This window comes from Lactococcus sp. dk101 (assembly GCF_009601055.1).
GTDB lineage: Bacteria > Bacillota > Bacilli > Lactobacillales > Streptococcaceae > Lactococcus.
Genome location: NZ_WITI01000001.1, coordinates 16025 through 34314, shown reverse-complemented (window position 1 = coordinate 34314; position 18290 = coordinate 16025). Strand labels below are relative to the sequence as shown.

20 protein-coding genes and 1 tRNA gene are annotated in these 18290 nt (G+C 37.6%); 1 reads left to right on the top strand and 20 read right to left on the bottom strand.

Annotated elements, in window-relative coordinates:
- Positions 1 to 235: 235 nt before the first annotated feature.
- The 12 genes from GHI45_RS00240 to GHI45_RS00185 form a co-directional block, all read right to left on the bottom strand.
- Positions 236 to 1096 carry a DUF563 domain-containing protein gene (locus tag GHI45_RS00240; RefSeq protein WP_187230061.1) on the bottom strand — a complete coding sequence of 287 codons (861 nt, stop codon included), beginning with the start codon at positions 1094 to 1096 and terminating at the stop codon, positions 236 to 238.
- Positions 1097 to 1184: 88 nt separating this feature from the next.
- Positions 1185 to 2003 carry a glycosyltransferase gene (locus GHI45_RS00235; protein ID WP_147779151.1) on the bottom strand — a complete coding sequence of 273 codons (819 nt, stop codon included), beginning with the start codon at positions 2001 to 2003 and terminating at the stop codon, positions 1185 to 1187.
- A 21-nt stretch (positions 2004 to 2024) separates the two neighbouring features.
- The gene (locus GHI45_RS00230) at positions 2025 to 2945 is read right to left on the bottom strand and encodes a hypothetical protein (protein WP_147779150.1); all 921 of its coding nucleotides are present in this window, start codon (positions 2943 to 2945) and stop codon (positions 2025 to 2027) included.
- Positions 2946 to 2949: 4 nt separating this feature from the next.
- Entirely contained in the window at positions 2950 to 3984 is a 1035-nt protein-coding gene (locus tag GHI45_RS00225; protein WP_147779149.1) for a glycosyltransferase family A protein, read from the bottom strand.
- Positions 3974 to 4858 carry a beta-1,6-N-acetylglucosaminyltransferase gene (locus GHI45_RS00220; protein ID WP_147779148.1) on the bottom strand — a complete coding sequence of 295 codons (885 nt, stop codon included), beginning with the start codon at positions 4856 to 4858 and terminating at the stop codon, positions 3974 to 3976. Before GHI45_RS00220 ends, GHI45_RS00225 begins: the two co-directional genes overlap by 11 nt.
- Positions 4859 to 4869: 11 nt before the next feature.
- On the bottom strand, positions 4870 to 5823 hold the full coding sequence (locus GHI45_RS00215) for a glycosyltransferase (RefSeq protein WP_147779147.1): 954 nt from the start codon (positions 5821 to 5823) through the stop codon (positions 4870 to 4872).
- A 115-nt stretch (positions 5824 to 5938) separates the two neighbouring features.
- On the bottom strand, positions 5939 to 6835 hold the full coding sequence (locus GHI45_RS00210; protein WP_147779146.1) for an LCP family protein: 897 nt from the start codon (positions 6833 to 6835) through the stop codon (positions 5939 to 5941).
- A gap of 26 nt (positions 6836 to 6861) precedes the next feature.
- Entirely contained in the window at positions 6862 to 7548 is a 687-nt protein-coding gene (locus GHI45_RS00205; protein ID WP_147779145.1) for a hypothetical protein, read from the bottom strand.
- Positions 7549 to 7637: 89 nt separating this feature from the next.
- Positions 7638 to 8480, bottom strand: a complete 843-nt coding sequence (locus GHI45_RS00200) for a hypothetical protein (RefSeq protein ID WP_147779144.1) — start codon at positions 8478 to 8480, stop codon at positions 7638 to 7640.
- A gap of 304 nt (positions 8481 to 8784) precedes the next feature.
- Positions 8785 to 9345 (bottom strand): hypothetical protein, encoded by a 561-nt coding sequence (locus GHI45_RS00195; protein ID WP_147779143.1) that lies wholly within the window; start codon positions 9343 to 9345, stop codon positions 8785 to 8787.
- A gap of 45 nt (positions 9346 to 9390) precedes the next feature.
- Positions 9391 to 10005, bottom strand: a complete 615-nt coding sequence (locus tag GHI45_RS00190; protein ID WP_147779142.1) for a hypothetical protein — start codon at positions 10003 to 10005, stop codon at positions 9391 to 9393.
- Positions 10006 to 10334: 329 nt separating this feature from the next.
- The gene (locus tag GHI45_RS00185) at positions 10335 to 11492 is read right to left on the bottom strand and encodes a hypothetical protein (RefSeq protein WP_147779141.1); all 1158 of its coding nucleotides are present in this window, start codon (positions 11490 to 11492) and stop codon (positions 10335 to 10337) included.
- A 300-nt stretch (positions 11493 to 11792) separates the two neighbouring features.
- Here GHI45_RS00185 and GHI45_RS00180 point away from each other — a divergent pair, with 300 nt between their 5' ends.
- Positions 11793 to 12758, top strand: coding sequence for a ribose-phosphate diphosphokinase (locus GHI45_RS00180; RefSeq protein ID WP_147779140.1), 966 nt, complete (start codon positions 11793 to 11795; stop codon positions 12756 to 12758).
- Between the two features lie 821 nt (positions 12759 to 13579).
- Here the strand turns inward: GHI45_RS00180 and GHI45_RS00175 are convergent.
- From GHI45_RS00175 to GHI45_RS00140, 8 genes are all read right to left on the bottom strand, one after another.
- A tRNA-Ile gene (locus tag GHI45_RS00175) sits at positions 13580 to 13653 on the bottom strand.
- A 253-nt stretch (positions 13654 to 13906) separates the two neighbouring features.
- Positions 13907 to 14620 (bottom strand): peptidoglycan amidohydrolase family protein, encoded by a 714-nt coding sequence (locus GHI45_RS00170; protein WP_147780779.1) that lies wholly within the window; start codon positions 14618 to 14620, stop codon positions 13907 to 13909.
- Between the two features lie 12 nt (positions 14621 to 14632).
- The gene (locus GHI45_RS00165; protein ID WP_147780780.1) at positions 14633 to 14977 is read right to left on the bottom strand and encodes a plasmid segregation protein ParM domain-containing protein; all 345 of its coding nucleotides are present in this window, start codon (positions 14975 to 14977) and stop codon (positions 14633 to 14635) included.
- A gap of 13 nt (positions 14978 to 14990) precedes the next feature.
- Positions 14991 to 15206, bottom strand: a complete 216-nt coding sequence (locus tag GHI45_RS00160; RefSeq protein WP_222705842.1) for a phage holin — start codon at positions 15204 to 15206, stop codon at positions 14991 to 14993.
- Between the two features lie 13 nt (positions 15207 to 15219).
- Complete coding sequence (locus GHI45_RS00155; RefSeq protein WP_147780781.1) at positions 15220 to 16011, bottom strand: hypothetical protein; 792 nt, start codon at positions 16009 to 16011, stop codon at positions 15220 to 15222.
- On the bottom strand, positions 16001 to 16291 hold the full coding sequence (locus tag GHI45_RS00150) for a hypothetical protein (RefSeq protein ID WP_147780782.1): 291 nt from the start codon (positions 16289 to 16291) through the stop codon (positions 16001 to 16003). The genes GHI45_RS00155 and GHI45_RS00150 overlap by 11 nt, the downstream gene beginning before the upstream one ends.
- A complete protein-coding gene (locus GHI45_RS00145) occupies positions 16288 to 17385 on the bottom strand; it encodes a hypothetical protein (protein WP_147780783.1) in 1098 nt (365 codons plus the stop codon). Before GHI45_RS00145 ends, GHI45_RS00150 begins: the two co-directional genes overlap by 4 nt.
- Positions 17385 to 18281 carry a phage distal tail protein domain-containing protein gene (locus tag GHI45_RS00140; RefSeq protein WP_147780784.1) on the bottom strand — a complete coding sequence of 299 codons (897 nt, stop codon included), beginning with the start codon at positions 18279 to 18281 and terminating at the stop codon, positions 17385 to 17387. Before GHI45_RS00140 ends, GHI45_RS00145 begins: the two co-directional genes overlap by 1 nt.
- Positions 18282 to 18290: the final 9 nt, after the last annotated feature.

Genomic DNA, 18290 nt, shown 5'->3' with positions numbered 1-18290 from the left:
CTCAGTTTTATCTTGTCTTGATATAAATTATAGGTATTGATGACCTTGACGGGATTTTTCCTTGTCCCTCTAAAAATCCGAACATAAAGAAGGATAATTTTTCCAAGCATTTGAAAAAAAATACGATAGCGATGGTCTTGAAACTCTTCTGTCTCAAGCCAGTGGTTATCCTTGATAAAACGGGTTAAGTTGGGACTTTTCTTTATCCAAAATGGTCCGCCTGCAAAAACTGGCGCTAACGAAATATGGCTGTCAATATAGGTAACTTGAAGTTTTTTATCTCATCAATCCCTGATTGACGATAATTTTCACGCTTATAAGACTTGTTAATCACAATAAGCCTAGTCGCCTGCTTTGCGAAAACCAGTGTATGCGCCAGCGTTCCTGATAAGCAAGCAATGGTATCGGCAGACTGAAGCCATTTAATTTGTTCATCAAGATTTAAAGTTTCTGGGTAAATAATCTGAAATCCATTTTTTTCAAAGCACTTTTCGATTGCAGGTTCTCCCCACTCATTGATGCCTTTTAATTTTGCTCGTGAGAGATAAATTTTGGTAGGTTGCTGATTTTCAGGAAGCTTTAGCTGCTTTATGATTTGATTGAAGGGCAGCAAAAATTTCTCATGAACCATTTTACCGGGAATAAAAGCGGCTTGTGGCACGGTTAATTGACTAAATCTAGTCGGTCGACTGATATAGTGAAGTTGCGTTTTGTTTATGCCGAGTAGTTCAAAAAATCTGATGATGGATTGGCTTTTAATTTCTTCACCAAAATAGATAAATTGTTCCTTCCCAATATTTTTGTTTTCATTCTCAAGGACTGGCCAAAGCCTTGAAACTGAATCCATCAGAAAATGCCCCCAGTGATTCTGAATGCGTCCCAAATAAATAAAAGAACCTTCCATGAATGAGAGATTATCTAAATTTATTTCCTCCATAATCTCTGCACTTAAACCATAGCCGTCTAAATGATTGAGCGGTTCAAAATTAGCAGATGAAACAATTTCAGATGACGCATTGAGGACGCCAGCATAGGCCATTCCTTGTTTTTCGATAAGCGGAATAAGAACTCCATCTGAGAGTTGTTCAAACTTCAAGGGGGTTTGGTTACTCATTTTCTTCTCATAAAATAGAACGAAATCATCCAAATAAACTGAATCAAGGTATTTTGTTTCCATTTTTCGCCTACTTTCCTAAAAGGACAGCCTTAAATGTTTTAAGACTGGGATTTATCTTGAAGGACTTTTCAAAGTATTTTCGAGATGAAAGGAGGCTTCCCAAATGATAATAAAAGGCCGCTTTTTCAGTTTTATCCATTGGATACAAGAGGGGAAACTTCTTTTCAATCTGAACAATCGCTTCTTGTTTTGCTTGACTATTTTTTGAAATACTATTTTCCGCAGGGTATTGATAAACCAGAACATCATCTAAAAAGGCAATCTGATAGTTCAGACTAAATCGAAAGACAAAGTCCCAATCTTGCAATCGAGGCAATGCTTCATCAAATTTGACCTCTTCAAAACAGGCACGTTTCATCAGCAAGGTCTGAGTACTTAAAAAATTTCCTGATACAAGATCTGAACTATTGATTTTTCCTTCTTTGTGATGAAGCTCAAAATTTCCTTTAGGCCCTCGCCAACTCAATGCGCATGACACTAAATCGGCCTGTGTTTGTGCCAAAAAAGTAAGCTGTTTGGCTAATTTACCTGGTAGCCATTCGTCATCGGAGTCATGAAAGGCCAAAAATGCACCCGTCGCAAGCTCTACACCTTTATTTCTTGCGACATTGGCACCACTATTTTTTTCGAGTTGAACAAGGCAAATACGTTCGTCATTAAGTGCTTGAACTTTTTTTACTGATTCGTCTTTCGAACAATCATCAACTACGATCAGCTCTAGATTAAAAGTTGTCCCGTCTGCCTGTTTTTGATTGAGCACACTCTTTATGGCACGCTCAATCGTATCTTCGCGATTGAACATGGGAATAATTACTGATATCTTCATATTTTCTCAATTTCTAGCCCTTTAGTTGATTTGTCCAAGCCATTCTTCCATTTCATAGCTGTTAAAATCAAAGAATTCTTGATAGGGTTTATCCAAAAATCCTTTAATTTCAGCATGATTTTCATCCCTTAACACAAAAATGTTATCTGGATGATAATAAGCCTCATGAATGACTTGTTGGTTATTCGTAATCAATTTTTTATGCAGGTAGCCTGCTTCAACTGCACGCATGGTGGCACTGGTTTGGCCTGCTTGTAGAATTTCCAAAACGGCTGCTGACTGGCTGTATTTTTCAAGCACCTTTTCGTATGGCATGGGTTGAGCATACGCATAGTCAAACCCTTCGGATTGATTGGGCAGATAAGTGCAGGTAATATCAAATACTGGATTTAGCCCTTGTGCCTTGAGTTCTGCTTCTAACGCCAAAAGTTGACCCAGTCTTTTTTTATCTTCTCCGACAAAAACAAGATCATAAAGCAATGGCGAATGGTCTAAGCCATCAAAACTTTCCTTACAAATTGGTTGTGCAATTTGATTGAGCTGGTGTGTTTTTGCATCATTTTGGTCAAATGTCCAAATTTTGCAGTTATATTTTTTCCATTCTTCAAGACTCGCGACTTCTGTTTCAAGCGTGTTTAAATAATAGACATGGCACTTGATTTTAGGATATTTTTTGTGAATAAAATCAAGTGCCGGCATTGCCTCACGACTTGCTGTAAAAATAATTTGGGACAGCTGATCTAATTCATTTGTCCAGCTCCCAAGCAATTTGAGATATGGTTTATGAATTCCAAGCTGATACAGTTTAATGGCAAGCGTGATTTGGCGGTGCGGGATATTTTTTTGAGCAAACAAGGTAAAGCTGAGCTTCCGTTTTTCCGCTCCTGCAAAATAAGGACTTATTCCATTTTCATTTTCATAACCTACGAATATATTTTTCATCTGTTTATCTCATCACTAATTTTTGATTTAGCGCATAGCATTTTAAGAGGAATTTTATTTTTTTCTGTTCAATCATCCGAAATATAAATTTATCTGTTGCTGAAAGCTTGACCAATCGCCTATTTTTCATAACCTTTTGAAATAAATCATCTTCAGAGAGTGATGTCAGAAATGCGGTTAATTCCTGCTTGTCATTTTTAAAATCACCACGTGAAATGGCTCCAAGTCGTTCTTTGATATAGAGAACGGCTTTTTGTGTTTTATAAAACTCGGGATTTTCAAGTCCCCACAAATCAATATAAGTATCCAGTCGCTCAAGGACACGTTTGACTGAAAGATAGTCGTTAAAGTCAACACGATTTTTAGTCATCGAATTCCGAGTAATCCGATAATAATATAGATTTTCGTCTAAAAAGACAGCTTTTTTCGCTTTTGTCAGTAATGGCAAAACTTGAAAAAGGTCTTCGCCCATTTGAACTTCTCGATTATAGATAGAATAATCTGTCTCAAAATCAATCCGTTCTTTTTTTACGACCTTATTACAAATCGGATTGAAATCCACCTTACAACAAATTACTTCGTAAAGTTTTTTCTTTTCGTCCGCTTCAAAAATTTGACCATTGACAAAATAATCTCCGAGTGCAGCTTTTGCCATGTTTTCTTCAACAGAAAAATTAAAGAATAAAAAATCGGACTGACTTTTTTGCAGTAAGTCCTCTATATTTTCAAGTGCAAAAAGAGCTAATTTGTCATCTGCATCACAAGCCATGATATAGTCACCAGACACTTGACTCAGGCCCACTCTTCTAGCCTGTAGAAGTCCTTTGTTTTCTTGCTCGATATATTTTATTGAATCAGGAAAACGTTCCTTAAATCGCTCACAAATGGCCTTGCTCTGATCAACAGATCCATCATTAACTAAAATCAATTCCCAGTTTACATAAGTCTGTTGAACAATTGATTCTAAACAGTCTTCCAAATATTTTTCTGCATTGTAAATCGGAACCACAATACTATAAAGATTTTCATTATTTTTCATTTTTTACTCGCTGAACAATTTTTTCAATCACTTCTGAATCCACTTTTTCATCAAATTTCCGTGCAAAAATCAAGGGTGTCTTTTGCAATTCATCAAGATTTTCTGATGTAAAAGTGTAAGGGTCTCCCCTATTCCAGTCTATTAAACGGGCACAATCTTCCTCATTTTTGGTAAAAAAAGGAGCAATCAATTCACGTTGATAAGGCGAATGATAACGCCGTTCATGATAATCTGTGGTCATCATGAAGGTCTGCACAAATAGTTCATCAACACAAAAACCAAAGTTGAACACTTTTTTTATCCATTTGTCAGCACTGACAAGCGCTCTTGCGAAATCGTCCGTAATACTGAACCAATTTGAACCACTATAGAAATCAATCTTTGAATTTCGCTTGATTTTCAACAATTTTTGAACTTCCTGACAAAGTCCATTTAACCGCCGCCCAAGCTCTCCTCGACGCAATTTTTTTTGAAATGGATAATAATAGTTGACCCGATAATCAAAAGTAAATGTTTCGTTGAAAGAGACAAATTCTTGACCTGCATTTTCTTCGAAAAAAGCATGGATTTCATTTTGCGTCTTCAAGGGCAAATCTTCGCCCGACAAAAGATGATAATAGTCATATTTTCCTGTATTGACAGCAGCTGTCAGCACTGACAACTCTGCTTTAATGAGGCTATAACCGCCCCAAGCAATCCTTATGCGTGGAACAAAATGAAGTTTGCTTTTTTGCGTCTGGAATATTTCCTGCTGGATTGGTCCTGATTTTTTATCTAAATGAACAAAAATTTCGTTTCGCTCGTCATCAATGACAGAAATTAAATTTTTCAGCGTTGAATCTTGCTTATGAGCTAATATTAAATAAGCGTGCATTTTTCTCCTTTTTAGCGCTTAAATGCAAAAATGACATCACGCACACGACCGCTCATCGCAGGATAATATTTCCAGTCTGTCAAAATTTGAGCAAAGACAGCAAAGGTCTTATTTTCCTGAGCCAGTCGATGACGTTTCACATAAAAATCATAATAGGATTTCATTTCGTCCGCACGAGGCAGTCCTCGTTTTTTCAAAACATGATAGAGGACATCGTAAAATCCAACCAGCTTGTAAAGTTCTTCAAGATGCGCAGATTTTGGCGATTTAGCGGTCAACAATCGTTTTCCTGTGGCATTATGCCCGTGAAGCAAGTGCGTTCCCAAAACTTCATTAAGATTATATCCCGTACCTAAAAGACTGGCAAGAACAGAATTTAAAACATCGTGTGTGATATTATAATCTGCCTTCCAGTACTCCAGCATATCACTGACAAAGCCACGACGCATGACATCAACCCACCCCACACGATAAGAGCTGTAAAAAATCCGTTCAGGATATTTCGAAAGTTGCTTTTCTTTATCTTCAAATTGAAAAATAGAGAACCAGTTTGGCAAATCGTCCACATCTTCAGAAACTTTCTTGACTTCAATATCTGTACTCAGCAATTCGATTTCAGGGTGGCAATCCAAAATTTCCACTTGCTTTCTATCTTTGTCTGAAAACCAAATGTTATCTTGGTCAGAATAAAAGAAATAGTCGGCATCTGTTTTCAAACCGTCAACCAATAATTCACGAAAATTATTCCGCCAACCCAAGTTCTTCTTGTTTGAAAGGACAGTCCAACCTTTCACATCATATTTTTCAATATAAGCTTTAATGTAATCCACTGTCCCATCAGTTGATAAATCATCTCTAAAAATCACATAATCCGCTTGTAATTCTTGATTTCTAAACGAATTTAGTTGTGGCTCAATCACTTTTCTTCCGTTATAAGTCGCAACTAATATTGCTGTTTTTGACATTCTTCATTTCCTATTCTTTATAATACAATAATTATAACACATCTTAAGAGTACAAAATGACTCTGAACTAATAAAAGACAAAATAAAAATACGAGGAAGTCCCTCGTACTTTAAGTTATTTCAACATTTGTGCCAAACTTGTTTTTACTGTCGTCAAATCAGTTGGAACAATCGTTTTGACAGAATTTTTGGTTGTCGTATTGAGACTGAGCTTCTTTGAATTAACCAATGCTTTATTGTAATTAAGCGCAATATCTTGAAATTCATCAAAGGCGATATTGGTGTGAATCGCGCTGCTGAAAGCATTCATGATATTTTGATAATAAGACAAATTAGCCAGTGATTTTACAGAGGTATTGGCTTTAATTTTTTGATAAACAGCCAGCGAAACTTTCATCACACGTTCACTCGTCTCACCTTGCCCTGCTTGAAGAAAGGCTTGTGTTTGGGCGGCTGAGTTTAAGGTTGCTTGCCCTTGAGCAAACTGATAAGTTCCCGACGTAAATGCAGCCGAGTTTTCAACCGTAATTCCGCCTACTGCTGTCACCAAATTTCCGATTTTTGTTACATCAACTTGGACATATTTGGTCACTTGAAGTCCAAATAAATTTTGAACCAAATTCTGAGCGCCAGCTTCACCATTTTTAACAAAGCTTTGATTGATTGTCGTTTGATTTGAAAGTTGGGTATCAACTGGAATGCTTACAAGCGCCATCTGCTTGGTGTCCTTATTCATGACAGCTAAAACAGAGGCATAACAATTCGCATTTGTCGAAGCATCTCCTGTTTCCAAAATCAAAATCGACATGGCATGCAGATTTGAAATGTTCACAGTTGGCGTACCTTGCGTACTGGCAACATAAGAATTTTGATATGAATTTTCGACATTTCGATAAATCCCATAAGCAATTCCCGCAATCGTAATCAGTAAAAAGGCTACAACGCCTAGAACGATTTTAAAAATAAACCATTTTCTTGCACGATGGTGATGATGGTGATGTTTTTTGTTCATTTTTGGCTTCCTTTAAAAATATAAGTTTACCGATAAGAAATAGAAGGGCTAACCCCATAGCTTTTGGCGACGCTCATCAAATAACTGGTGCCGTAAGCTTGCGCTTTTGCATACTGTGAGGCATTGGCAGCACTGACAACAGCTGGGTTCAATGTCACTACGAGACTTGGATAAGTCGAACCTGCGGAAATGAATTCAATCACGTTTTTTCCCGCCATTGAATTGACGGCAGAAACTTGAGCACTCATGGCACTATAAAAAGCCGTATGATCACTCGTATTTGACGCTGCTGATTGAGTCGCGTTGCCACTTGTTGTTGAAGTAGCTGATGTACTATTTCCCGAATTTGTAGCACCAGAAGTCGTTGCTTGTGAACTTCCTTTTGATGCTGAAGCAGAACCATTTTGTGTTGATTGATTTGAGGTCGCCTCAGAAGAATGATTTGTCGTACTTTTGTTAGATGACTGACTTGCTGTTGTTTTCGCTTGACTTTGACCTGCTCCAGAAGCGTTTACCGTACTTTTTTGAGCAGAAGAAGGTTGGAGGAAAATAAGCAGAAAGCCTAAGAAATAAAGGAGAACTCCACTGATAAAAAAGAATCTACTTTTCTTTCTAAGCTTCCGCTTTTGAATCAATCGATATAATCCAATCGCAAGCATAAAACATGCCAAAATCAAAAGGGCTATTCCAATGATGAGTATAATCTGAGTCAAATCAATGTTCCTTTCTCAAAATGAATGAAAGGTCTTGACATCACTGAACAAGACCTCCCTATTTTTAAATGTTCTGTTTTTATTTAAGATTAAATAAGAACGTATGATACTGATTTAACACCTGATCCGAGCAATGAAGCTGTACCAGCGTTTTCAGCCATTTGGATTTGTGCATTAATTTCTGCTTGTGTGTATCCCATTGCTAAAGCTTTTGTTTCCAAATCTTTAACAGCAACAGTAACAACGACAGCACCTGTTGTTGCATCATAAGTAGCTGATTTAACTGGGCTTACACCGAGGAAGTTTGTGTATGAACCATCAGCAGTTGCTGCACCTGAAGCGATGTAGCTTTGGATAGCTGAGTTAGCTTCTGCAACCATTGTGTCAGTTGAAGGAATACCAGTTGATTCTTCTTTAGTTGCTGCGTAGAATGCAGTTCTTGCATTGCCGTAGCCTGCAGGAAGGGTATAAGCTGTGTAGAAGTGGTTTGCCAAGCTGTTGAATGATACAGATACAGGAACGGCTCCAGCATCAGTAGCATTTGCTGAGTGAACTGTACTTGGAAGTTGAGCATAACCTAATGCTTTCAAGTGAGCGATGTAAGCTGGTGTTGTTTCAGTAGTGAAAACGTGTTTCTTCAAAGAAGCACTATACCAGTTGCTTACAACTGTTCCTGTTGTTGGAACATAGGCAACAACTTTAAGTGAATTGTAACCTTCTGATTGAAGTACAAATGCACGATTAAGGTCTGTTGTCAAGAAATGGTCGTTTCCTTTGGCAAGGCTATAAAGTGGTGTAGAAGCTACTGTAGTTGTTGTAGCTGTTGTAGTCGCTGTTGTTGTAGCTGCACTAGCAAAGACAACACCGCCAAGTGTAAGGGCTGCAACTGCAGCACCACCAAGAACACCTGCTTTTACAGATTTGAGTTTCATGTGTTTCTCCTTTGATGGAAAGTATTTTTTATTTTAGCTTAAAGATCGCTTAATACTTTCTCTATATATTTGTACTCTATTTATTACGGTTTGTCAAGTAAAAAAACCGTTTTTTGCTGTTTTTTTTGCTTTTTTGTATTTTTTGTATTTCATAAATATCATTAAATTAAATTCTTTGAACCTTTAAACTCCAGCTCTTCGTTTGTTGGCTTGAAGTGGAAATTTCATCAACAGCTCCTACATACATAAAATAAAAAAATCTTGTCCTTTTGAGCAAGATTTTTTTATTTCTTTTTATAGTTGATTAAACAAGAACGTATGAAACTGATTTGACACCTGATCCGAGCAATGAAGCTGTTCCTGCATTTTCAGCCATTTGGATTGCTGCATTGATGCTTGATTGTGAGATACCTAAAGCTAAAGCTTTTGTTTCTGAAGCCTTAACAGCAACAGTTACGACAGCTTTACCTGTTGTTGCATCATAAGTAACAGATTGAACAGGGCTTGTTGGGAGGAATGTAAGTGGATAGAGGTTCTGTCCATCTTTAAGAACTGGATTTGTAGCAAGATATGCCTTGATTGCTGCATTCGCTTCTGCAACCATTGTGTCAGTTGAAGGAACACCAGTTACTTCTTCTTTAGTTGCTGCGTAGAATGCAGTTCTTGCATTGCCGTAGCCTGCAGGAAGGGTATAAGCTGTGTAGAAGTGGTTTGCCAAGCTGTTGAATGATACAGATACAGGAACGGCTCCAGCATCAGTAGCATTTGCTGAGTGAACTGTACTTGGAAGTTGAGCATAACCTAATGCTTTCAAGTGAGCGATGTAAGCTGGTGTTGTTTCAGTAGTGAAAACGTGTTTCTTCAAAGAAGCACTATACCAGTTGCTTACAACTGTTCCTGTTGTTGGAACTTAGGCAACAACTTTAAGTGAATTGTAACCTTCTGCTTGGAGGGCAAATGCACGGTTGAGGTCTGTTGTTAAGAAATGGTCGTTTCCTTTGGCAAGACTATAAAGTGGGGTAGATGCAGTACCGACTACAACTGTAACAGGAACTGTAGCGTCAGGTGTACTTGTGCTAGCTCCTGCAGCAGTTACAGTAGCAACTGTTGTACCAGCTTTAGAAGTATCAACAGCACTTACAGTGATGATGTCAGTTGAATGTTTTGGATTGGCTGCACCAAGTGCTTCAAGTGTTGCTGCACCATTTTTTGCGCTATCAAATTGGGCTTGAGTGTATTCACCAGATGAAAGCATTTTTGAGTTGACGTATTGGGCAAAAGCACCGATGGCTGCTTTTACTTGGTCTTGAGTTGCTCCAACAGGAACAGTAACAGTTTTAGGTGCTGTCAACAAAAGATTGGCAGTATTAACTTTAGCTGCTGTTGGGCCAGTTTCAACGTCTGTTGTTGTGGCTGCTGTAGCACTAGAAGTGATGGTTGCGTGAGCAACAACAACACCACCAAGTGTGAGGGCTGCTAAAGCTGCACCACTGATGACACCTGCTTTTACAGATTTAAGTTTCATGTGTTCTCCTTTAAGGCAAAGTATTATTGTTTTTGCTTATGTGAGCTTAATACTTTCTCATCTTTAGTTGTACGCTATTTATTACGGTTTGTCAAGTATAAGCTCGGTTTTTCACAAAGTTTTTTTATTTTCATTATTTTTCATAAATTTCAAGGAGTTTTATCAATATTGATAACTTTTAGAGACCTATTTTGCGATGAATATGCTCATAAAATCAGATTAGTTATTTATTCGAAAAATAAAAATGATTCTAAAAATTTTTAGAATCATTTGTTAATAACCAATATGATGAAAGTAATATAAAGTACTATTTATTCAACATATTTTACTTATTTGAATGTTTTAACTGCAACTTCTCCAGTTACTTTAAATTGATTTTCAGCTGCGAGAGCCTTATAAGTTTCCATTTGTTTTTCTGTTGCAAAATAAAGATTTCCGTCAATTTCTGATGGGAGTATCTTGCCTGATGTGTCTTTCATTGCACGCGCCATGATCGAACCATTTTCGCCGACATAAACATCCCCTTTAATATTTCCACCTTCAAGATCAAATGCTGGCGAATTAACAATCAGATTTTTAACAGTTAATGTGAAAGCTTTTGTTACTTGATGTGATTCATTTTGAGAAATCAACGCTAATGTCCGTTGTACTGCGGATTTTTCATTCAGGAAGGTTCCATTGACTTCGATGTCTTTTCCAGAAGCGTCGATGTCTTTATTGCCTGAAACAAACCATGAGCCATTTTTACCTAAAGCTGATGTCAGAACTGACGCATCTGCTGTTCCTGTTGTTGCACCTGTTTGAGTGTCTGTGCCTTTTCCTTTGAAAAGGTAGGTCACATTACCATGATCAGCAACTTTTACGGATCCTGACTCAACAGAAACCACGTCAGCTTTGACAACCGAAACTTTTCCTGTCACTTTAACTTTTTGTGCATCAGGTAATTTGTTGTAGGCGTCCAAGAGATCTTGGCTAGCGAAGTTCAAGTTCCCATCAATTGTTGCTTGTCCATCCACTCCTGTTCCCGTTTGACCATGGAAACCAGCTGCATAAACATTGACGTCCCCTTTAACAGTTCCGTTTGAAATGTAGAATCCAGGCGACTTAACATCAATTTTATCAACAGTAAGTGTATAACGTGAGGTGATCTTGTGATTGTCATCTTGACTGTAGATTGCCAATTTTCTTGCCACAGTATTATCACCAATAAATAAGCCATCAACTGTCAAAGTTTTGCCTGATGCCTCCATGTCTCCTTTAGTTGCATTGAGCCAAGCACCATTTTTGTCAAATCCTTTTTGAAGATCTGAGAAACTATTCGTTCCTTGAGTTGCTCCAGCAAAAACATCTGTACTATCGGATTTTTGGCTTGTTTTTGTTTCCGAGTTAGATGATTTCGTTGAATCACTGCTATTTCCACAACCAGCTAGAAGACCGATTGACAATGTTGACACTGCTAAAAGTGAGAAAATTCTTTTCTTTTGCATAATACTCTCCTAAATTTGGATTTGCTTCCAAAATTATTAAACAAATCACTTGATTTTTTGGTTAAACTCTTTACAAGGTTATTATAGCATTATTTTTTTCGCTTTACAATAGTTTGAATAAATTTTCACAAAATTTTAGACGTACTATTTTCTATTTTTCTGAGATTTAAAATTTTAATCTTAAAACAAATAACCAGTTGGACTGTCAATTATGACATTTTTTTGGTAAAATAGACTTATCTAATGTGACTTCATTGCTGAACACTTTGAAGTAGAATAATATGAAAATGGAGATAAATCGTGGTTTACTCGGACTCGCACTTAAAACTTTTTGCTTTGACATCTAATCCTGGACTTGCTGAACATATCAGCCAATTTACTGGAGTTCCTTTAGGAAAAGTTTCAACTAAACAATTCTCTGACGGAGAAATTATGATTAACATGGAGGAATCCGTTCGTAGCCGTGACGTCTTTATCGTTCAATCGACAAGCTGTCCTGTTAACGACCATTTGTGGGAATTACTCATCATGATTGATGCTTGTAAACGTGCTTCTGCGCATTCTGTAAATATCGTGATGCCTTACTTTGGTTATGCCCGCCAAGACCGTACTGCAACAAGCCGCGAACCTATCACCGCCAAATTAGTTGCTGATATGATTGTAAAAGCTGGTGCTGACCGTCTTTTGACGCTTGACTTACACGCTGTTCAAGTTCAAGGCTTCTTTGATATTCCTGTTGATAACTTGTTTACTGTTCCATTGTTTGCAGATTACTACCGTAAAAATGGTTTATTCGGTGACGACGTTGTTGTTGTTGCACCAAAAAATTCAGGAATCAAACGCGCACGTAGCTTGGCCGAATATTTGGAAGCTCCAATCGCTATCGTTGACTATGAAGATGATGACAAACAACGTGAAAATGGCTATGTCATTGGTAATGTTGAAGGCAAGAGAGTCATTTTGATTGATGACATTTTAAATACAGGTGTCACTTTCGGAAATGCTGCTGCTGTCGTTAAAGAAGCTGGCGCAAGTGAAATTTATGCCGTAGCTAGTCACGGTTTGTTCACAATGAACGCTGCTGAAATCTTAGAAAATGCTGACATCAAAGAAATTTTGGTGACAGATTCTGTTGTTACTGACCACCGTAAACCAGCAAACGTGAAATATCTTTCTGCTGCTGAATACATGGCAAATGCCATTTTACGTATTCATGAAGGTCGTCCAGTTTCACCATTGTTCGAACACGAAAAGGCACAGGACTAATCACGATTTATCTAGACAATAAGTCATAAACACTTATACACCAATTGTTGTTGGTGTATTTTGTTTAATAAGGGGCAGAAAAGGGGCAATTTAAAAATTTTTTTCAACACACAAAAAAAGCACTCTCACCAAGTGCTTTTCTTCTATATAATATTCCGCTGGATAATAAAACCGCCCTGATGGACGGTCTAAGAGAAAGGAAAAACTTTCATGAGCTAGTCTGGTTAGCTCCAACTTCATTTTATCATAATCTGGTTATTTTGCAAGCGTTTTCTGTGAATTGGATATTTAAAACCGCCTTGTTAGGCGGTGTATGAAAGTGGGAATCACATTCTAAAGAAGGAGGCAGGATTCGAACCTACTAGCGCTAGTTGCACTTCCCCCTACCCAAATCTAGGTTTCCTTCATGTGTACAATTATTATAACACCTTATGCAAAACTTTGCAAGCGTTTTCTAAATAAATATAAAACAAAAACCCCTTTAAATGGGGCTTTGATGTGGAGTATGAACCTCATCACATCCTATAAATATGATAGCACATTGTATTGTTTATTGCAAGCGTTTTCTAAAATTAATATAAAAAACCGCCTCTGGGAAGACGGTATTCTCTAATGTGTTGAATCGACTATAGCCCTTCTGTAAGCTATGAATATATTATAGCACTTTACAAGAGCATTTCAAGTATTACCTTAATTTTTTTAAAATAAAATAGCACTGGTTATGGCCAGTGCTAGATATGAAAAATCACATAAAGTATTAACAAATTAAATATAACATTATTTCTAAGTTGTGTCAATAATTCACTGTATCATTTCTATTATGGTTCTTGTTGGACTCGAACCAACGGTCGCCCCGTTATGAGCGGGGAGCTTTAACCAGCTAAGCTAAAGAACCGAAAACTGCCTACTCACCTAGACAGCTTCGTAATACCTAAGAGAAATACCATAGTCTCGCTAAAGGCTATGATTTTATTATACAATCATTAATAAAATATTACAATAATTTATTAATCGAAAAAGCGCCACTGGAGAATGGCACTCTGGAATGAAAAACTTAACGCCGATGGAGCGACGTTACTTGAAATACAATTATTGCTATTGTATTTCAAGTATTTATAAAAAAAAGCCCCTTTCGGAGCAATCTTACATTATTTTTTAAGTGCAGATTTAATGCCGTCAAATTCAGCTTGATTGACTGTATCGATAGACTTATCTGTGAATCCATAGACACGTTTGACACCGATCCATTCTTGAGCAGTGAGCGAGGTTACGCCTGTCACTCGTACCAAGTACAGCGTTGCTTTACCTACAATTTTAATAATTCGCATTTCTTCTCCTTCTTCCACTTTTGTGGTTTCGTTTGTATTACCAGTCTTAATTGCTGGACTTGTTTTTCGCCAAATCTCACAATAATTTTGAAGCCGTGTTACATCTTTATATGCCATCCACGGACAAGTTTGAATCGCATTGTTTTTGATAAATGTACCACGGCCTAACCAGTCCACTGCTGTACACGAGATATACGTTTCATTGGTCATCATCATGCCAATATGTCCGCTATCTCCTGCGCTACCTGCCATGCTAGATGAACTTGTTGTCATGATCGCATCGTATTTCTGAGGACGTGCATCAGTCGTTTTGCCTGACCATACTTTCTCATAGCCAAGTTCCTTTAAGCGAGTGGCCATTGAGATTGTACTATACAGTGTAGCACCGCCATAGGCTTCGTTTAAGGCTTGCGACATCGAACCTGAACAATCTGCTGTCCCGTCTTTTCCGTTGCGTGAGCCGAACTGTGAGTAGGTCAGTTTGCCAATATTTTGTATAAACCAAGCCAATACTTTAGCATCGTTTTGTGCCATTGTTATTCCTTTCTAAATAATTTTAAGAATTTGTTGAATCGCTGCCCAAATTAAAGCAGCTGAACCACCAATGCCAAAAATCATTTTCCACATGTTCTCTTGGCTGACTTTTTTCAAGTCGTAAGTTCGTGACTCGTTTTTCTCTTTTTGCTCTAAAACTGCATTTAAAATCTTTTCATTTTGTTCTGCTTGGCGGATATTTTGTGTTTGCAAAAATTTATTACTTTCTTCAACACGAATAAATGTTTCATTGATGTGGTTTTGCATGGTCAGATTAAAATCATTCAATCGTTGTAATTCTTTATCATGCTGTTTGAGTTTATCTTCATGTCGTTGGATGGCTTCTTCAAATTCCATTCATCCCTCTTTTCTAATCCTCACGGTTAACGACTTTTGCGACGGTTGTACCACCAAGAATGGCAGAAATAAAAGTCACTACTGCGCCCACTGTTGCGACTACCTCTGTCGAGAACGGTAGCCCCCAAACTTGAGCAAGTGCTAAGTAAAATGCTCCAAGTGCTGTCAATACTGTTGTTAAAATAGATGAGATTTCTTTTACTGTCATATTTTTAAGTTTATTAATCATTATTTTTCCTTTCTTAGAGTGGACAACTTGCACTACCACTTAACTTATATCCAGATGGAAGTGCAGCATCGCGTGCAAAGATTAAATTTCCATTGGAATCGCCTATTACCATGCAAGGATAGGAAACGTAAAGACCAGAGCCAAAGTTTGCAGCAGTCGCCCACGAATGTGTGATGTAAGATGTGTTAACGCCAGGGATTGTGGCAAAAGTAACAACTGTGTTAGCAGCAACAGCTGGACAAGTCAAAGCGTAAGCACGAACGAACAATACACCACCGAAAATGCGATATTTTAGATTACCGCTAAAGCCGTTCTTTGGAGTTAGGTTAATCCAATCGTTCGTGTCGTTTGAAAGCTGTAACTGGTCTAATTTAGTAACTTGAGGTCTAAGTGTGGCGGTAGAAACGCTACTAGCAGAGGTAGATACGACCTCAAAGCACCGTTTCAAAATACCGCTACTGTTGTTAATATCAATAGTATTAGAGTTGTCCGCTGTTTCCACAGACAAGCTCACTGGATCGAGTGTTTCAGAAAGATTGATATTCGCATGAATATAGTTGGTTGCGTTAGGTGCAAGTGTGAGAGTTTCGGTATCCAGTTCGAAATAACGTCCACCAACGATCAACGACGTATTGTTATATACCCTGTTTAAAGCGGTATTGCTTGGATCTGTCCAATGTTTAGCTTTAAAAGTACTAAAATCAGTCATACCGCCCAACATTTGATATAGTTTTGCATCTGAATTTGCTGTAATTGGAAAATTATTTCCGTCAGGACTGAAGAACGTGTATTTCTTAATTGCCATCTATTTGTTCCTTTTCTATTATTTTTGCGTTTTCGTAAACTGGATGATTTGTAATCGAAACTTCCATGATTTTGAAATTACGTTTTCCAGTTGGGTAACCACCGATTGAAACTTTTTGACCTATTTGATAGTCCAATTCTGTTTCGAACTCAACTGTATCACTATCAATCAATTTAACAGTCGCAGGTAACACACCCAAGTGGTCTTGCCTTAAATCGATGCTCTCATTATCTGTATATGTCCACCATTTGCCACCTAACGTCGCCTTATACTTCATCATGACTTATCCCCCTCTATGAATAGCAAGCGCTCTGTAAAGGGGGTATAACACTTGTCGGAAATGTGACCCGAATAACTCATTCCGTTGTACCAAATTTTGACTAGGTCATTAACTTGAAGTGGTAAAAGTTCGGATTGATTAAAATATAGCTTTGATATGACTGTATCACCTGTGATTTCTGCACGTATCTCCGCAGTCGTTGGAGCTTCATCAAAGAACATTGTCTTGCTTATGCGTTGAATAGGAAGGTCGCTACCGTTTCCAGTGTAATTTGTCATATTAACGACCGTATTCGAGGAGTTGAGCGTGTAACGTGCGGTTGGGCTTGTTGAATAGACACCACTTGAATTTTTGACATAAGTAGTGACAAAGTTATAATTTGAGCGTTCTGTAATGACCTCTGTTTGAACGCTAACGTTTTGAACATCATCAATCCTAGTTTCAATTGCGCTTCTTTTCCATTGCCTTGAAACCATGCCAACATATACTCCAATTCCAACTTTATCAGATGAAATATATCTGTCTTTTAAAAATGTAATCGGTTGATATTTGTTAAACCTAAATAGTGTTTTGGCTATGTCCTCGGCTTCGTCTGTATCGTTTTTCCTATTCCATGATATATTTTGAACGAGATCGCTAGCATTAAGCTGCACACCGTTTTGAACGAGCGAGGAAGTAGAATTATCAACCAACTTATTGAAAATCGTGGCGGTATTTCCCTTTAAAAGTGCCGTTGGTAATGACATACCGTCAATCATCGCCCAAAAATAGTTTTTAAGCGTCGCTTTGTTATCATCGTCAACGTCAATCACTTCATATATCAAGCTCTGTTGATGCTTTATGGTTTCAGTTGCACTTGAAGCAAAAGTAACATCATTAGTTAAAAGAACTTCGACGATATCGCCAACTTCGCAATCACTTGTTAAAATTGCACTAGAAGTATATTCATAACCAGTCGTCCACAACTCATAATCAATCAACAAACCACGTGCTTTGGGTTTAGGTAGGGGCGGTTGGGTTAAAGTTCCGTTAAAATTGTATGTGTTTAAAGCGTATATATTAGGATTGAAATTTTCATATAGATTGTATTCCATTAGACAAAATCCTTTCTACGCTTAACATACATATTCAAATCAGTAATTCCTATCAAGCGAATTGAACCTTCTTGTAAAATCCGTGTTCTGTATCGACTAAATACCATACTCGAAAACAGATTGACACTCGTTCCAGCCAAGTTACCACGGTAATATTCATCATTAACATCTGTGTTGATTTCAAACATACTTGGCACTGTTTCGTTGAATTCAAATAATATAGCACTGTATTCAGTTCCGTTGTCATCAAGCAACACGATTCCATATTCGTTTCCCGTGTAATCGGGCAATGGTTTGAAAGTTGCAACGAAAGAGTAGACATTTGGTTCAACCTCGTATTCGCTAAAACGTTCTACATCCGACTCGCCAAAATAGGTGTAGCTAGGTATGTCGTTGTATGCGTATTTGTTAGTTGCATAAATTTTGCTATATTTTTCATCAAAGGTTCCATTATCCACAATATCAAATTCCAAGACTTCATAGCTATACCACTTCTGGAGCAAGTCAAACGTTATTTCTTCGCTGAAAGTACCGTTAAAACCATATCCCTCTGTTTTGGTTATGTTATTAAAAGCTAGATCAGCGTAGTATGTGCCAATGCTAGTCGTGTACTCCAGTGTTACGAATTTGCGTGGTGTAATTTTTTCAACAAATTCTTTCAAAAGAGCGTAGTTTTCGTATAGTCCCACTCCGAAAGTTTCAACTTTGAATGTCATTTGCTCCAAAACAGTGTTTGAAGAACCTTGCACGCCAATTCCAGCCATGCTCCAAATGTTATTTTCACGTTCGTATCCCAGGTTGTTTGGTTCGTAAAATCTTAATTTTCCGTTCGTAACATCTATTTGTTCATCATCTACGCCGTCAAGGTTTGTATGAATGATATATTGCCTTACCATATTTACCTT

Coding starts and splice junctions, on each gene's coding strand:
- GHI45_RS00235 (WP_147779151.1), bottom strand. CDS start 2,003: ATGAAGATATCAGTAATTATTCCCATGTTCAATCGCGAAGATACGATT.
- GHI45_RS00230 (WP_147779150.1), bottom strand. CDS start 2,945: ATGAAAAATATATTCGTAGGTTATGAAAATGAAAATGGAATAAGTCCT.
- GHI45_RS00225 (WP_147779149.1), bottom strand. CDS start 3,984: ATGAAAAATAATGAAAATCTTTATAGTATTGTGGTTCCGATTTACAAT.
- GHI45_RS00220 (WP_147779148.1), bottom strand. CDS start 4,858: ATGCACGCTTATTTAATATTAGCTCATAAGCAAGATTCAACGCTGAAA.
- GHI45_RS00215 (WP_147779147.1), bottom strand. CDS start 5,823: ATGTCAAAAACAGCAATATTAGTTGCGACTTATAACGGAAGAAAAGTG.
- GHI45_RS00210 (WP_147779146.1), bottom strand. CDS start 6,835: ATGAACAAAAAACATCACCATCATCACCATCGTGCAAGAAAATGGTTT.
- GHI45_RS00200 (WP_147779144.1), bottom strand. CDS start 8,480: ATGAAACTCAAATCTGTAAAAGCAGGTGTTCTTGGTGGTGCTGCAGTT.
- GHI45_RS00190 (WP_147779142.1), bottom strand. CDS start 10,005: ATGAAACTTAAATCTGTAAAAGCAGGTGTCATCAGTGGTGCAGCTTTA.
- GHI45_RS00185 (WP_147779141.1), bottom strand. CDS start 11,492: ATGCAAAAGAAAAGAATTTTCTCACTTTTAGCAGTGTCAACATTGTCA.
- GHI45_RS00170 (WP_147780779.1), bottom strand. CDS start 14,620: ATGGCACAAAACGATGCTAAAGTATTGGCTTGGTTTATACAAAATATT.
- GHI45_RS00165 (WP_147780780.1), bottom strand. CDS start 14,977: ATGGAATTTGAAGAAGCCATCCAACGACATGAAGATAAACTCAAACAG.
- GHI45_RS00160 (WP_222705842.1), bottom strand. CDS start 15,206: ATGATTAATAAACTTAAAAATATGACAGTAAAAGAAATCTCATCTATT.
- GHI45_RS00155 (WP_147780781.1), bottom strand. CDS start 16,011: ATGGCAATTAAGAAATACACGTTCTTCAGTCCTGACGGAAATAATTTT.
- GHI45_RS00150 (WP_147780782.1), bottom strand. CDS start 16,291: ATGATGAAGTATAAGGCGACGTTAGGTGGCAAATGGTGGACATATACA.
- GHI45_RS00145 (WP_147780783.1), bottom strand. CDS start 17,385: ATGGAATACAATCTATATGAAAATTTCAATCCTAATATATACGCTTTA.
- GHI45_RS00140 (WP_147780784.1), bottom strand. CDS start 18,281: ATGGTAAGGCAATATATCATTCATACAAACCTTGACGGCGTAGATGAT.